The organism is Halomonas sp. PA16-9 (assembly GCF_009728585.1).
Taxonomy (GTDB): Bacteria; Pseudomonadota; Gammaproteobacteria; order Pseudomonadales; family Halomonadaceae; genus Vreelandella; species Vreelandella titanicae.
On sequence record NZ_CP040452.1, the window covers coordinates 929,036 to 943,835 of the forward strand.

The 14,800-nt window shown below is 49.6% G+C and carries 11 protein-coding genes, 1 tRNA gene and 2 pseudogenes; 8 read left to right on the top strand and 6 right to left on the bottom strand.

Annotated features, from left to right (window positions below):
- Positions 1-101: 101 nt before the first annotated feature.
- The 4 genes from FDY98_RS20625 to FDY98_RS20640 form a co-directional block, all read right to left on the bottom strand.
- A complete protein-coding gene (locus FDY98_RS20625; protein ID WP_027957874.1) occupies positions 102-1,718 on the bottom strand; it encodes a DUF2326 domain-containing protein in 1,617 nt (538 codons plus the stop codon).
- The gene (locus FDY98_RS20630) at positions 1,708-1,932 is read right to left on the bottom strand and encodes an ABC-three component system middle component 7 (protein ID WP_027957875.1); all 225 of its coding nucleotides are present in this window, start codon (positions 1,930-1,932) and stop codon (positions 1,708-1,710) included. The genes FDY98_RS20625 and FDY98_RS20630 overlap by 11 nt, the downstream gene beginning before the upstream one ends.
- Positions 1,916-2,695, bottom strand: a complete 780-nt coding sequence (locus FDY98_RS20635; RefSeq protein ID WP_027957876.1) for an ABC-three component system protein — start codon at positions 2,693-2,695, stop codon at positions 1,916-1,918. Before FDY98_RS20635 ends, FDY98_RS20630 begins: the two co-directional genes overlap by 17 nt.
- A 625-nt stretch (positions 2,696-3,320) precedes the next feature.
- Positions 3,321-3,397: transfer RNA gene (locus tag FDY98_RS20640), tRNA-Arg, on the bottom strand.
- A 144-nt stretch (positions 3,398-3,541) separates the two neighbouring features.
- On the opposite strand from FDY98_RS20640, the gene FDY98_RS20645 reads away from it, so the two are divergent.
- Both FDY98_RS20645 and FDY98_RS20650 read left to right on the top strand, forming a co-directional pair.
- On the top strand, positions 3,542-4,537 hold the full coding sequence (locus tag FDY98_RS20645; RefSeq protein WP_022521381.1) for a TRAP transporter substrate-binding protein: 996 nt from the start codon (positions 3,542-3,544) through the stop codon (positions 4,535-4,537).
- A gap of 107 nt (positions 4,538-4,644) precedes the next feature.
- Entirely contained in the window at positions 4,645-5,610 is a 966-nt protein-coding gene (locus tag FDY98_RS20650; RefSeq protein WP_027957877.1) for a LysR family transcriptional regulator, read from the top strand.
- A gap of 14 nt (positions 5,611-5,624) precedes the next feature.
- Here the strand turns inward: FDY98_RS20650 and FDY98_RS20655 are convergent, their stop codons facing one another.
- On the bottom strand, positions 5,625-7,016 hold the full coding sequence (locus tag FDY98_RS20655) for an FAD-binding oxidoreductase (RefSeq protein ID WP_027957878.1): 1,392 nt from the start codon (positions 7,014-7,016) through the stop codon (positions 5,625-5,627).
- A 268-nt stretch (positions 7,017-7,284) separates the two neighbouring features.
- On the opposite strand from FDY98_RS20655, the gene FDY98_RS20660 reads away from it, so the two are divergent.
- From FDY98_RS20660 to FDY98_RS20670, 3 genes and pseudogenes are all read left to right on the top strand, one after another.
- Positions 7,285-8,322 (top strand): TRAP transporter substrate-binding protein, encoded by a 1,038-nt coding sequence (locus FDY98_RS20660; RefSeq protein ID WP_027957879.1) that lies wholly within the window; start codon positions 7,285-7,287, stop codon positions 8,320-8,322.
- Positions 8,323-8,349: 27 nt separating this feature from the next.
- Positions 8,350-8,847: a TRAP transporter small permease gene (locus FDY98_RS20665; protein WP_035539296.1), complete on the top strand. Its 498-nt coding sequence runs from the start codon at positions 8,350-8,352 to the stop codon at positions 8,845-8,847.
- Positions 8,844-10,104 (top strand): annotated as a pseudogene (locus FDY98_RS20670) (TRAP transporter large permease). Before FDY98_RS20665 ends, FDY98_RS20670 begins: the two are co-directional and overlap by 4 nt.
- A 99-nt stretch (positions 10,105-10,203) precedes the next feature.
- Here FDY98_RS20670 and FDY98_RS29735 read toward each other — a convergent pair.
- Positions 10,204-11,255: pseudogene (locus FDY98_RS29735) on the bottom strand (GlxA family transcriptional regulator).
- Between the two features lie 553 nt (positions 11,256-11,808).
- Here FDY98_RS29735 and dctP point away from each other — a divergent pair.
- The 3 genes from dctP (at position 11,809) to FDY98_RS20690 (ending at position 14,683) form a co-directional block, all read left to right on the top strand.
- Positions 11,809-12,834, top strand: coding sequence for a TRAP transporter substrate-binding protein DctP (gene dctP, locus FDY98_RS20680; RefSeq protein WP_027957882.1), 1,026 nt, complete (start codon positions 11,809-11,811; stop codon positions 12,832-12,834).
- A gap of 62 nt (positions 12,835-12,896) precedes the next feature.
- Positions 12,897-13,403, top strand: a complete 507-nt coding sequence (locus FDY98_RS20685; RefSeq protein WP_027957883.1) for a TRAP transporter small permease — start codon at positions 12,897-12,899, stop codon at positions 13,401-13,403.
- Positions 13,400-14,683, top strand: coding sequence for a TRAP transporter large permease (locus tag FDY98_RS20690; protein WP_155706154.1), 1,284 nt, complete (start codon positions 13,400-13,402; stop codon positions 14,681-14,683). The genes FDY98_RS20685 and FDY98_RS20690 overlap by 4 nt, the downstream gene beginning before the upstream one ends.
- Positions 14,684-14,800: the final 117 nt, after the last annotated feature.

The following is a 14,800-nucleotide window of genomic DNA, read 5'->3' on the forward strand; positions in this document are numbered from 1 at the left end:
ACAAGTCAAAATACCCGGACGTGGCAAAGCTGCGCCGGTGTTTGATTTGATACGTGAGACTGATAGACTAACGTCGTAGTATTCTGCCAAAACATTCTTTATTACTGCTCCCTCCAATCTTTATTGTACAAAAGATCGTCATGGCTCAGCTTAATCACTGTATGAGCTCGCAGTCGCCGCTCTGCTGCGTCACCGAATTTCGCAGCTTCATCAAAAGCGAGGAAAATCTGTTTACGCTTAACAGCCGCTAATATGCGAATAATATTCCCAGTGGCAGTCACTTCAATGTTCTTGTAGATCACCGAGTCATGGATTATAAATGGAAGGTGTGTCAAAGAGAGCATTGCAAGATCAAAACCAACCAGGCCTGCATAGGATTTTCCAGTACCAGTGTCTTCAGAGGAGATGAAGCTATAAGAACTTGAACTCTTGATTCTAATCTGCGAAGCATTTCTATTCGGCCCATACACGACTTTATTGAACTGCTTCAATTTAAAATTTAACTTGGCCTCAATATCTAGAAAAATACCAGCATAAATTGCTTCCAATCGTTCTTTTGCTAACAACAGCTCCTTAGCGACTGCCGCCTTTTGATCATAAAATTTATTCTCTTCAGCAGCTTTATCTGTAACCTCTTTAAGATCAAAAACTCGCGCAAAAAGATCGTCTGGTGTTCCCTTGGCGTCTAGGGAAGCGTGCATATTGCTTTCCAGCTCACTAATCTCAGCAATAAGTTTTGTTTCATGCTTGGAATATAAGGTCAGCTCTTTTTTGAGCTCTTTCTGCACCATCTTGCTGATATTTTGGTGAAAAGCTTCAACTTGTTCAAGCCGCTCAGCCTTAACATCAGGGAAAAACTCCTTGATAAGACTAATGTTGGCCGTTAACCTCGGCGTCACCCCTAAAAGATCACGTTTAAGTCGGTCTATTTTTGTCAGCAGTTCATTTCGCCTAGTAATTAAATCATTTTTCTGTTGATGCAGCGCACGCAGTCCCTCATCGAAAAGAGCTTCATATGCGCTAAGTGCGCCAGTGAAGCCTTGCTTTAAAACTTCAATAGCAGCCGTATTATCAGCTATTAATTTCTGATTACTCTTATATTGAGTTTTGTTAATTTTGGGGATAATTTCTGCACTCATCGATTTAGATATGAGCTTTTTTCTTTCATTATGGGAGTTTAGTACGGCTTTCTCTTCCAAAATATCGTCAGTGCGCTCAAAAAAATCTATGAGCCGTTCAATGGCTATTCCCGCTGGCTCCCTAAAATTGCCAGAGAAAGGCTGGTCGGGGTCTAGCCCACCTTTGTTCCAAATACGGCTAAAAGGGTTAACGAGTGAGCGGAAGCTACTATTTAGATGATCCAGATTGTATAAGGTTTTGAGCTGAGCCCGATATGCATCGACACTGATCTCCTCCAGAGTCTCATAAGACTGATTACAAACTTGAATAACATCGGATGAGTCAGTAGACCGCTTGAAGAAGAAACTTTTACCTTCAAAAACAAACTCAATGCTATAGGCATGGTGACCAAGAGATTTAATTGTACCTACTTTATCTTCCAATAGAGACATGCCGCCCATAACAAAGTCAACAACCATCAGGGCTGATGATTTCCCAATGGAGTTCTTAGCGTCGTCATCTCCAAGAACTATGTTCAAACCCGAATGAAAGGAGATCTCGCCATGATTAAATAATGGGCAGGTAATCTTACTCAGCATATTCGATCACTCCTGTAGAGGCATTGACATCAAGCGCTCCAAGGACGTAGAGGATGTCTACTGCATATAGGAATTCTGAAGCATCTTGGAAACCATATAGTGTTCTGGCTAACAGTTCGGGGATAGTCTCACAGTTTTGTTTATCTTCTAAAATAGCGCGCATTTTAAAAATAGTGGATTCTTCGAGAGTTGTGAATTTAGTTGGAATCAGCATCGAAAACCTCGCAGTTTTGAACAAAAAATGAAGTGAGGACTCTAGACGCAATAATGGATTTTCCAGTTTTTAAACTTATCCACTGAGCGATATGATTAAAAACAATGTCTTTGTTTCCAGGATTTTTTCTGTTTATAATCAGGTAATAGGTATTGATCTGGTTTTGCAGAATTCTTATTGCGACTTGATCCCTTTGCTCAATAAGGCGAATCTTGTTTCTAATCGGCACGAAGAAATCAATGGCATTTGAGCGAATGTCCCTTTTCTGCAAAGGGCTAATACCTGTCTTTAGCTTTTCATGAAGGGAACTAACGTTTAACTCCGTAGCTGATAGATCGCCATAATCGTTATCGTTGTTAACAATAAGATCTAGTATCTCATGCACTTCATCCTGTATCTCATACTGAGAGGCTGTAAGTTTTGCCTCAGCCTCACTTAGGTAATTTTTCTTAATATCAAGTAATTTACAATATTCTTCAATTTTGAAGTCTTTATCGTATTTTGTGTGGCAGGTTGGGCATAAAAGAATGACGTTTTCAAGACCATTTATCTCGGCGGGCTCTGCATAGCCTGTCAGAGCTTCTGCCTGAGAAGCATTTGCATTCAACGGGTAAATATGAGCTATTTCGTAGCCTATACTAGGATGTTTCGAACTCGCTTTCTTAAACATCATAGGTAATCCGCAGAGTGGGCAAGCTCCCCCGGTTTCTCCATAAAGGATGCTGTGCTCATTTGGATGGTACTTGACTCGCATATTTGCCATCTGACTACCACTCGTTCTATTCATATACCCAGTGCCAACTGCAATAAGGAGAGGGCACGTCTCGTTGATCAATTGGCTAGGAGGCCAAAACCGTATCCATTTGAATTATTTCGATGAATACCGTATCCATTTAAGACACTTAATCAGTCAAATGCATTAGCTAGCAAGCTATATCTCTCTAATAGCCTCATTTAGGCTCTTGGATATATAGTGAATGATTCCTCCTATCGAACGGAAATAGCTCAGTGGAGGTCTCCAGATTTCGAAATGGCTCATAAAATACCTTAATCTTTCAAAATCACTCCGGCTAGCCCTCAAATTATAATAATTAATCCCCGTACCTCTGGCAGTGACTGCTCTCTTCCTGAGACGCTGGCATATACCCTTCATGCCGGATCAGGTGATCGTTGCGTGGTATGGGAATTAAGTCAACATTACCACCAGAACCTAGGGTCGGAGCACTAGAATAAATCATATAGTGACATGGCAACCAATTTCGTCAGTAACCCTGACATAAGAGGGGAGAACTGAATGTGTGGCAAGAAGAGAAGTTACAGGACTAACATCGGCTTCTAAAACCAAAAAAAAGGCCTACGATTTCTCGCAGGCCCCCTTTTCTGATGTTTGGCGCGCCCGGCAGGATTTGAACCTGCGACCCTCGGCTTCGGAGGCCGATACTCTATCCAACTGAGCTACGGGCGCTTGTGGGTGCGTATCGTAACTGTGCCGGGGCGCTGTGTCCAGCCGTATGGCGCTTGAGTACCTTTAGTCAATTGACCGTTTTCCCTGGTGTGGTGCATGCTTTGGGAGCACTTCTGCACCTTAGTCCATTGGGAACACAATAATATGAAAACATTTGCACGTAGCACGCTGGCACTGGGCATCTCACTGGCGCTGGTGAGCGCCGCGAACGCCGCTGATTTTGCTGATATGGATCCCGTCACCCTGCGCCTGGCCCACGTGGTCAACGAGCAGGATGGTTTCCATATCGCCGCCACCAAGTTTGAAGAGCTGGTGGAAGAGCGCACCGACGGTAAGGTGGATATTGAGATCTACCCCAACGCCACCTTGGGTGACGAACGCACGCTGCTGGAAGGCATGCAGATCGGCACCGTGGATATGGGCGTGATCACCAACGGGCCGGTGGCCAACTTTGTCGAAGAGATGGCGGTATTCGAACTGCCATTCCTGTTCCCCTCCCCGGAAGCCGCTTACGAAGTGCTCGATGGCCCGATTGGCCAGGAGCTGCTCGATAAGCTTTCTGAGGTGAATCTGAAAGGCATGGCCTACGCCGAACGAGGTTTCCGCAACCTGACCAACAGCGAGCGTGCTGTAAACTCGCCGGAAGATCTGGACGGCCTGCGCATCCGCGTGATGGAAAACCCGGTCTACACCGACACCTTCCGTGAGCTGGGCGCCAACGCGATTCCCATGGCGTGGACTGAAGCGCTCACCGCCATGCAGCAAGGCACTATCGACGGTCAGGAGAACCCGGTGAACGTGATCCACTCGTTCAACCTGGATGAAACCCAGAACTACATGACCCTTTCCCGCCACACCTACGCCCCGGCGATTTTTGTGATGGGTATGCCCGCCTGGAACCAGCTGCCTGAAAACGCCCAAGAGGTGCTGCTAGCGGCGGCACAGGAAGCCGCGGAGCATGAGCGCCAAGTAAACGCAGAGATGGAAAGCGAACAGCTGCAGGCCCTGCGTGATGCAGGCATGGAGATCAACGACGATCCCGATATGGAGGCCTTCCAAGCCGCCGTCGCGCCGGTGTATGAGAAGTACGGCGAACAGTTCGGGGATTACCTGCCGCGTATCCAGGAAGCGCTTAAGTAACTCGCGTTCCATCTAGGCAAGCCCGACAGTAGATAAAGTGCTTTTACAGCAATGGCTGAGGGCTGTTCCCACGCCGGAACGGCCCTTCCAACCAAGAGACACGCCTGATGGCTGACACCACCCATACGAAGCTGGCGAACAGGCTCAATAAGATCAATCTCAATTTACTATTGGTTTTTCACACGCTGTATTGGAAAAGGAGTTTGACGCTCACCGCACAAGCGCTGTGCCTGACGCAACCGGCCGTTAGCCACTCGCTGAAAAAGCTCCGCCTGTTAATGGACGACCCGCTTTTCATCAAGACGTTGGAGGGCATGCAACCGACCCCGCTTGCCCGGCAGATGGATGCCGCCGTAGCCAAAGGGCTGTTCTACCTTGATCAAGCACTCCACAGCAATAACGAGTTTTCACCTGCCACCTCAAAGCGCGAGTTTCGTGTCAGTTTGGTGGACTATGTCAGCCAACAGCTGCAACCCAAGCTTATCCAGCACTGTTTGGAACACGCGCCCGATTTGTGTTTCAACATGCTCTCCACGCGTATCGCAAGTGCAGAGGGTGCCCAGCAAGTCCTTCAAGAGCACGATATCGACCTGGCGGTGGTGCAGTTCGAAACCTTGCCGCTCACCTCTCATCATGAGTACCTGTTTGACGATGTGATTGGCTGTGTGGGTGATGCGACATTTCATGGCGAGAGTAGCGCCATTACCCTTGAGGCGTTTTTAAACTCACCGCAGGTCGCTTTATCCCATCGCGAGGACAGCCCGCTTTTAATTAATGAAAAACTGCGGGAGCTGGGATTAGAGCGGAAAATCGTCGCCAAGACGCCCTACATCAATCCGCTGCAGGAGATATTGGCATCCACAGCACTGCTTTGCGTGGTGACAGAGAGCGCGGCCAGGGTCATTTGCCGCAACAATAGCTTGAAGTTCTACGCTCTGCCCTTAGACGTCCCAGCGTTCAAAGTCTGCCTGAGCTGGGATGAAAGGAAGGATCACGATCCTGGCATACACTGGTTGCGGCAATTAACTAGGGAGCTGATGACACCAGCCCCCTCCGCCCTGGGCGACCCTTAATCAAATAGCCAAACTCACTCCACCGCCACGACTTTGCCTCGATTCAACAACAGCTTGGGATCCAGAGCGACCTTCATGCGCTTCATTAAAGCGATCTCCTCGCTGGAGCGGGAAATACTGAGGTAATCGCGTTTTTCGAGACCAATGCCGTGCTCGGCAGATATCGAGCCGCCGTACTCTTTCAGGGGCGAGTAAACCAACTGCTCCACTTGGCGGCGGCTTTGCGAGCTGTCGTCGCGCACCGTGATCATGATGTGCAGGTTGCCATCGCCAAGATGGCCGAACACTATCATTTTACCTGTTTGGGGAAACTGCGCCTTGAGGTTCTGCTCCAGGGTATCGACGTACGCGTCCATATGCGGAATCGGCAGGCTGATATCATAGGAGAACATCGGCTTCAGTTGATGCACCAGCACTTCGATATCCTCTCTGATCGCCCAGATGCCCTGGCGCTGGGCACCGGAACTGGCCAGCACGGCATCGGTGATCAAGCCGTCTTCCATCGCCTTTTGCAGAATCTCTGAGAAATGCTCCGCATCCTGGGTGTCATCTAGCCCCAGGGTTTCGATGATCGCGTAGAAAGGCGAGTCGTCGGCCAACGGGGGCGCGTGCTTGCCGCTCTCGGTGGTCACCAGCTTGTAGTGGCTATTCCACAACGCCTCGAAGGCGCTAAGGCTATTGGCGAGCTCTTGGGAGACCCTGCGTAACAGCTGGGTCAAGGTATCGAAGGAGGGCACCGCGACCAGCGCGGTTTGCTCGCTGGGCATATGTGGCTGCAGCCGGAGCACTGCGCGAGTGACGATACCCAGCGTGCCTTCGCTACCGATAAATAGCTGTTTGAGGTCGTAGCCAGCGTTATTCTTGAGCATTTTGTTCAGCGAGCTAACCACGGTGCCATCGCTAAGTACGGCTTCCAGCCCCAGCACTTGCTGGCGCATCATGCCGTAGCGAATGACCCGTATTCCGCCCGCATTGGTGGCGATATTGCCGCCAATGGTGCACGAGCCCCGGGCGCCAAGGTCGAGCGGAAACTGCATATCGATCTCCGCCGCGGCTTCCTGCACACGCTGGAGCGTCACCCCAGCCTGAACCTGAATCGTAGAGCCGACTAGGTCGATCTCTTCGATCTGGTTCATCAGTTCCAAGGAAACCACCAGTTCCTCAGGGCTGGCTTCCCCACCGTGCACAATGCCGGTCATGCCGCCATGGGTCACCACCAGCTGGTCGGCCTGATAGCATAAGGCCATGACTTTGCTAAGCTGTTCGGTGTTGCGGGGCCTTACAATGGCTTTGGCACGACAGGGCGCCCCGGTAAACCAGTCGACGCTACGCTGGGAGACATCTTCACCGAGCAGCACGCCTTCTGGGCCGACTACCGCTACTAGGTCGTTAAGCAACTTGTCCATTGGTTATTCCTGTTTTAGCTGGCGTTGCCATGGGTAGCAAGACTTAGCCATCGACTAAGCCTTACAATGGCCTTCCAAGGCATTTAATCAATCGTAATGTTTGCAGGCTAGCGCTAACTATCACCACTCTCAAGCCCCAGATCTATAAAGATTTTTTGGATTATTATCGCGAATAGTGGAATGAAAATAAGTAATTTGCCCTGTTAGTTCGATGTGATATAGATGAAGCCCAATAAGACAATAAGAACAGCCACCACTAGGAGATAATGTGAATCACAACGCCCGCTTCACCGCTCACGCCGCATCCTGTTATACAAGTAAATTCAAACAGTTAAACTTGACATTGCTATGCGCTGGCCTGCTTGGTTTACCGCTCATGGCCCACGCCGAGGAAATAACGCCTACCAATCTGCGCTTAGCGACCGTGGTAAATACAGAAGATACTTACCATATCGCCGCCGAGCGGTTTCAGCAGTTAGTCAGCGAACAGACCGACGGCGCGGTCTCTGTCGAGATCTTCCCCAACGCTTCTCTGGGAGACGAGCGCACCATTCTAGAAGGCATGCAGATCGGCACTGTCGATATGGGCGTGATCACCAACGGGCCCGTGGCCAACTTCGTTGATGAATTCTCGGTATTTGAGCTGCCTTTCCTCTTCCCTTCCGCTGAATCTGCCTACTCCGTGCTGGATGGTGAGATCGGCCAGGAAATACTGGGCAAATTAGAGGATGTGAACCTTAAAGGGTTGGCATTTGCTGAGCGCGGCTTTCGCAATATCACCAATAGTCAGCACGCGATTAATGCGCCCCAGGATCTCGAAGGCCTAACACTGCGCGTCATCGAGAACGAGGTTTATGTGGATACGTTCCGGGAACTCGGCGCCAATGCCGTGCCCATGGCGTGGACAGAAGCGCTGACCGCCCTGCAACAAGGCACGATTGATGGTCAGGAAAACCCGGTTAACGCCATCCATGCCTTTAATCTGGCGGAAACCCAGGACTACCTCACCATGACGCGGCATATCTATGCGCCAGCGATCTTCATTATGAGCTTACCCGCCTGGAACGGCCTTCAAGAGGAGGTTCAGGAGATCGTACTCGATGCCGCCAGCGAAGCTTCTAGCTATGCCCGAGAACAAAATGCCATCATGGAAGCCGAGCAATTAGCCGAATTAGCTGAGGCAGGCATGGAAATTAATGAGTCGCCCGATATCGCCGCCTTCCAGGAAGCCGTTGCCCCGGTGTATGAGAAGTACGGTGATCAGTTTGGTGACTATCTGCAACGCATCCAGGAGGAAGTGAAGTAAGTGCCCACTCACACGCATCCATTGGTAATGTTGCTACAGCGTACTGAACGCTTTCTGGACGCCATTCTACAGCCCGTGGTCTTTGCGGGCATGGCGGCGCTGATTGGGGTGATTACCCTGCAGATCGTCTCCCGGGTGCTATTCACCGCGGTGGGCTGGACTGAGGAGGTCGCCCGCTTTCTGTTGGTGTGGATCACCTTCTTAGCTGGCACCTTGGCGTTTCAGCGCGGGCGACACATTGCCGTGACCTTTGTGGTGGATGCCCTGCCCGGCCGCCTGCGCCAAATCGCCCGGCTTGCCGCTCTGCTGGTGGTGCTGGCGTTCATGATCACGCTGATCGTTATCGGCTACCGCTATATGCAGGTACAGAGCTTTCAGAAATCCGCCTCGCTGCGGCTTTCGATGACCTATGTCTACGCGGTGATGCCAATCTGCGCGGCGATTATGGCGTGGTATGCACTGGTCGATATCATCGAGCTGCTGATTAACGGTGAAACCTCCCAGCCCCAGGAGGAGTCGCTATGACGCTGCTGCTGTTTGGGCTGTTCTTCCTGTTTATGCTGCTGGGCGTGCCAATTGCCTTTGCGATTGGCGCCAGCACGCTCTATGCGCTCTATCAATCCGGCGTGCCGCTGATGGTCGTCACCCAGCAGATGTTCCAGGGCATCAACTCCTTTGCCCTGGTCGCGATCCCGATGTTTATCCTCGCTGGGGATTTAATGGCCCAGGGTAAGGTGAGCGAGAAGCTGGTCAGCTTTGCCGATTCGCTGGTCGGTTTTATGCGCGGCGGGCTCTCGGTGGTCTCGGTGATGGCGGGCATGTTCTTTGCGGCAATCTCCGGTTCTGGCGCCGCGACCACCGCAGCGGTGGGTTCCAGTCTGGTGCCTGAACTAAAACGCAAAGGCTATGACCCGGCCTCAGCAGCCAGCTTGATCGCCGCCAGCGGCACCATCGGGGTGGTGATTCCGCCCTCGGTGCCGATGATCATCTACGCGGTGATCGCCCAGCAGTCGGTCTCTAAGCTGTTTCTAAACGGTTTTTTACCGGGTCTGGCGATGGGTTTAGGGTTAATGGCGATTGCCATTGCTCAAGCCTATAAACGCCAATACCCCAAAGGCACACCGCTCTCGCTGGCAACCATCTGGACGACCTTTAAAGACGCCAGCTGGGGCTTGATGACGCCGGTGATTATCCTGGGGGGTATCTTCTCGGGCATCTTCACCCCTTCAGAAGCCGCCGTGGTGGCAGTGAACTACGCCATGCTGGTATCGCTGTTTGTGTATCGTGACCTTAACCTGCCCCAGATTTATAAGCTGCTGATCCGTTCAGCGATGACCACCGCGGTGATTATGCTGGTGATTGCCATGTCGGCGGTGCTGAGCTGGACGCTGTCTAGCTGGCAAGTGCCGGGGGATTGCCCAGGCCGTGTTGTCGCTGTCTACCAACCCTTACGTGATTATGCTGCTGATCGTGGGGATCATTCTGCTCACTGGGGTGTTTATCGAAACCGCCAGTGCACTGATTATCCTCACCCCGGTGCTGCTACCGCTGGTGCTGCAGTTGGGGATTGATCCGATCCACTTTGGTTTGATTATCGTGGTGGGGCTCTCCATCGGCATGATTACCCCGCCGGTGGCGATCAACCTCTATGTGGCCTCATCGATCACCCAGCTACCGCTGGAGCGCATTACCCGTGCGATCATCCCTTACCTGCTGGGGCTGATCGGGGTGCTGCTGTTAGTGGTTTACGTGCCGATTATGTTGGGTTGGTCGGGTGGTTAAGTCAGCGTTTGCACTTTTTAAAGAGAGCCTTATTGGCTCTCTTTTTAAGGTGACGCTTATCTAGCCTCAGTGCATTCATCTTGAACTCAAACAAGAAGTTCACATTGAATGTTCGCCAGCTTGGCACAACTTTCGAAACTGTCCCGGTGTTACTTCAAAGAGCTGGAAAAAACAGCTGCGAAAATGAGAGATACTCACAAAACCGGTGGCAACTGCCACTTCGGCGACGGGCTTGTTAGTTTGCTGAAGAAGCTGACGCGCACGCGTTAGACGAAGTTCCATATAGTATCGAGAAGGGCTAGCATTAACGTAATTACCAAACATACGTTCTAATTGGCGTCTCGAAATATTGACCCAATTAGCTATTTCGGATATAGATAAAGGCTCTTCAATATTATTTTTCATCAATTGCAGCGATATTTTCAATTTTTCTGGCAGAGTGAGGTTTTGATCGACACCTATCGTTGAAATATCTGGGGAGTCTAAGCCCTTATCACAGCTAAGCATCTCTTCAACTGCACTGACCACCTCATTGCCACAATCAGTTCTGACTACTTCAAGCATCATGCTCAATGAGCTACTCGCCCCGGCACAGCTGATACGATTACGATCCACAATAAAGCTACGGCTAGATACCGATACATCCCAGAACTGCTCTGCCATCATCGCGCGGCCATCAGGATGATAAGCACACTGGTAGCCGTTCAATAATCCTGCCTCTGCAAGGAAGTAGGCGCCGTTCCATAACCCTCCTAACATCATGTCTTTGCTGTCGGCATGCCTCAGTTTGCTGCGCAGTAGGAGGGTTTTTTAGGAAGTACACGCAGGCCACCGCATACAATCAGCACATCAATATTGAGGCTTGTAGCATCGAACTGGTCTAACGAATAATCCGCGGCCACCTCAATACCTAAGTCAGAAACCGTTGCAGGCGCCTCGCTACCCACCACCAAGACCTCATACATCGTAGTAGATTGCATTAAATTCGTTGTAACGAGTGCATCCACAGCGCCAGTGAAAGCCATCATTGAAAAGTTCTCTAGCAGTATAAAAGCTACTTTTTTTGTTATCTTAGGCTTCCCTAAAGAGTCAGTCGAAGAAATGTAAGCCATGTTTTTATTTTTCAATATGCTTGAGAATTTATCCTTCATGATGAACCTCAATTTTTTTAGTCATAGTTATTTTAAGCAAAAATCACGCCATGGAAAAATAAGCCAATAAAATCAGGATAATTAGAATTCACCAACACCACAAGATCTCAAACCCAATCATGTAAAACCTGCCCAACCTTGTATCAAGTTGAACAATTTACACGACCCCTACGTGACTGGTTAAAAAGTAAAAATAGTTATATTATTTAAAAACCTTATAGTAAAAGTACGAATTTCAGCCGTACCAGCCAATCGAGTATTACATCAGTCGTCTTTCACTGAACTTTTCGATATCGCACTGGGTAGAGATGGCTTTGTCATTTTCACTCATGAGCCTACTACTAACACAACCTTAGCCTCTAGCGTCCCGCGGCGCGAACCTTCCTCTCGCCTTACTTCGTCAGATAACAAAAACATACCCATCGCCACGTACTTTTTAAAAGTTCATCAAATGTCGCTATTTAGGCCCTTAGTGTCGCAAAAAATACCTTTTCGAAAGTCGTAACTGATTCAAGATGAAAATCCATCCCCCTGTCCTCTGAGAAATAAACTTATGAATAATCCTAAAAGCAAAAAAGTTACTCTGGGCGCTGCAACTCTTTTGTCCTTAACAACCATCGGGAGTGTCCAGGCAGAGAACATCTCGTTGAAATTCCATAGCGGGCTTTCACAATCTCGCCCTGAAGCAGAGCAGATCAACAGATTCGCTAGCTTAGTGAGTGAAAAGTCAGATGGCGAGCTTGACATCGAAGTCTACCATGCAGGCGCCTTAGGTCTTAAAGAAGCCGACATGCTGAGAGTATTGCAGCAGGGCATGGTCGATATGGCACTACTGTATGGTGAATATTACACACGTGATGCGCCTGCCTTGGCATCTGTATATGCTCAGGGCGCCATTACGGAATCTTCCCAACATGACGAAATTCTTGATGTAATCAGGGAACTCTATGAAGACGGCTTCTCAGATTGGGATATTCAAATCGTTGGTGGCGTCGTTGCTCCTATTTTCGATGTAGGTTTGCACTGCAAAGAGCCGGTACACTCCTTGGCAGATCTACAGGATAAGAAAGTCCGCGTCTGGTCCAGACACCTTGTGGATACTTTTGAATTATTGGGCATTTCAGCTCAAGTCATTCCGCAAAACGATATGTATATGGCACTTCAAACAGGCGTTGTAGATTGTGCCTATTACTTATCTACCGTGGCCCCCACCGTTTCGCTTCAAGAAGTCACCGAGTACGAGTCTTATTTACACCCTTGGGCTGCCTCCCCATGGCTCTTTGGTATCAGTGAACAAGCACTATCCCGCCTCAACGACAACCAACGTCAGGCTCTGGAAGAAGCCGGTGAAGAGATTTGGAACGAGACCCGCGCCACTGCGGTTGATCCAGAACGTGAAGCGCAGGCGCGTCAAGAGCGTAAAGAATTGGGAATCACCATGCTTCCCGACTTCTCAGATGATGACGTTGAAACCTTTGTAGACGCCGCTTGGCAGGCGTGGCAAGCCATGGCGGAAAACGCAGGCGAGGACGGCACACGCTACTACGAGACAGTCACTCAAGCGATCTCCGAAGAGTAATGGGTACATAAACCAATCGAGAGCCAATACCTATTGGCTCTTTCTTTTTGGAGCTAGTCGTGATGATGAGAAAAATCAACACTGTACTGAACCATACCGCCTATGCCTTCTTTCTATTGGGCGTTATGAGCGGTATCGCAATGACGGCACTGATATTCGTCAGCACCTTGATGCGCTATCTGGGTGGTCATCCTTTGCGTTTTTCCGATGAGCTGGCGGGGCTGCTGTTCTTAACATTGACCTTCCTTTGTCTACCTTATGTGCTCAATAAGGGCCGCCACATACGCATAGAGATACTCGTCAACCTGATGCCAGCAGGGATCGCGAGGATAATGGACTTTATTGGCGTCGTCGTATTACTCACGTTCTGCGCCATCTTCGCCTTTGAGTCCTGGAATTTCATGAACTTCTCGTTCTCGCTCAATTCGCGTACGGATATCAGTAGCATTCTCTTATGGCCGTGGATGGCCATCATGCCTTTCTCCATGATGCTGTGCATCTTGATTCAGCTCAGCCATGGTTTTAAACAGCCCACGACAGACACTGCCTCAGCGGAGGATGCGATATGAGCTGGTTACTCTTGAGCGGGGCGCTAGTTCTATTTTTAACCAGTGGCGCAATCCTAGGGGCGGCGCTGGGGCTTACGGGTCTACTCCTGCTTCACTTTCAAGCTAACGGCGCCACCCCCTTGGCGATTAACGCAACTTGGAACATGCTAACGGATTTTACGCTAAGCGCAGTTCCTCTATTCATATTTTTAGGTGAAATACTTCTCGCAAGCGGCGTGTCAAAACGCGTTTATAACGGCCTAACCCCTCTGTTCGCGCGTGTTCCAGGGCAATTACTCCATACCAACATTGCCGTCTGCACGCTGTTTGGTGCGGTTAGCGGGTCAAGCACCTCTACCGCAGCCGCCATAGGCGCAGTTGGCTATCCTGAACTGACAAAACGTGGGTATAAGCCAAGTGTAGTGGTGGGTACGTTAGCTGCAGGGGGCACCCTTGGGCTTCTCATTCCTCCCAGCCTGGCATTGATCATCTACGGAGCGACTCAAAACGTCTCTATCGGCCAACTCTTTATCGCTGGTATGCTGCCAGGCTTGCTCCTTGCTGCCGCCTTTTCCACATGGATCATGATCCGCTCTAAAATTGGCGAGCCAATAACCCCTACGTTTAAAGAGAAAGTGACCTTCAAGCACGTAATAACTGGACTCAAGGAGATATGGCCTCTTCCCGTACTTATTTTCTTCGTGCTGGGAACTATTTACCTGGGGATCGCGACGCCTACGGAGTCGGCGGCTTTGGGCGTAGTGGCCAGTATCGTTTTAGGTTTAACATGGGGTGATTTAACCTTCAAAAGACTATGGCAGGCGTTTAAGCACGCCTCGATCATGTTTACCGCGATCGGTATGATTTTGATTGGTACAGTGATCCTTTCTCAAGCCGTCAGCCTACTAGGCATTCCTCGTACTGCAGTCGAAACGATTGGCAACTTTGGGCTAGGTCCATATGGCATACTGCTGATGATCGTCATCGTCTATATCGTGCTAGGTTGTTTCTTTGATGGCATATCACTGCTTCTCATGACTCTCCCCATCACCTTCCCGATGATCACAAGCTTAGGGTTCGACCCCATCTGGTTCGGTATTATTGTCACGCTACTTATAGAGATCGGTATGATAACGCCGCCCGTAGGACTCAATCTCTTTGTCCTATCATCCATTTCTAAAAATGAAGTTAATTTAACATCTGCTGCAAAGGCCTCCTTGCCTTACTGGCTTATTTTACTTGGCGCCATAGGAGTATTTACGCTATTTCCCAACATCATTTTGTGGGTCACTACCTTTTAGAATAACCGCAATCCACTAAATGATATTGCTGAACTATAGGCCCTCTCTAGCTAAAGAGAGAGCCTATAGTTTAAATGCGATACTCATGATACTTACACCCACGTAGCTACCTCTAGC

Bases quoted from the DNA above. Each gene is read 5' to 3' on its own strand.
- FDY98_RS20625 (WP_027957874.1), bottom strand. From the start codon at position 1,718: ATGCTGAGTAAGATTACCTGCCCATTATTTAATCATGGCGAGATCTCC.
- FDY98_RS20630 (WP_027957875.1), bottom strand. From the start codon at position 1,932: ATGCTGATTCCAACTAAATTCACAACTCTCGAAGAATCCACTATTTTT.
- FDY98_RS20635 (WP_027957876.1), bottom strand. From the start codon at position 2,695: ATGGCAAATATGCGAGTCAAGTACCATCCAAATGAGCACAGCATCCTT.
- FDY98_RS20645 (WP_022521381.1), top strand. From the start codon at position 3,542: ATGAAAACATTTGCACGTAGCACGCTGGCACTGGGCATCTCACTGGCG.
- FDY98_RS20650 (WP_027957877.1), top strand. From the start codon at position 4,645: ATGGCTGACACCACCCATACGAAGCTGGCGAACAGGCTCAATAAGATC.
- FDY98_RS20655 (WP_027957878.1), bottom strand. From the start codon at position 7,016: ATGGACAAGTTGCTTAACGACCTAGTAGCGGTAGTCGGCCCAGAAGGC.
- FDY98_RS20665 (WP_035539296.1), top strand. From the start codon at position 8,350: ATGTTGCTACAGCGTACTGAACGCTTTCTGGACGCCATTCTACAGCCC.
- dctP (WP_027957882.1), top strand. From the start codon at position 11,809: ATGAATAATCCTAAAAGCAAAAAAGTTACTCTGGGCGCTGCAACTCTT.
- FDY98_RS20685 (WP_027957883.1), top strand. From the start codon at position 12,897: ATGATGAGAAAAATCAACACTGTACTGAACCATACCGCCTATGCCTTC.
- FDY98_RS20690 (WP_155706154.1), top strand. From the start codon at position 13,400: ATGAGCTGGTTACTCTTGAGCGGGGCGCTAGTTCTATTTTTAACCAGT.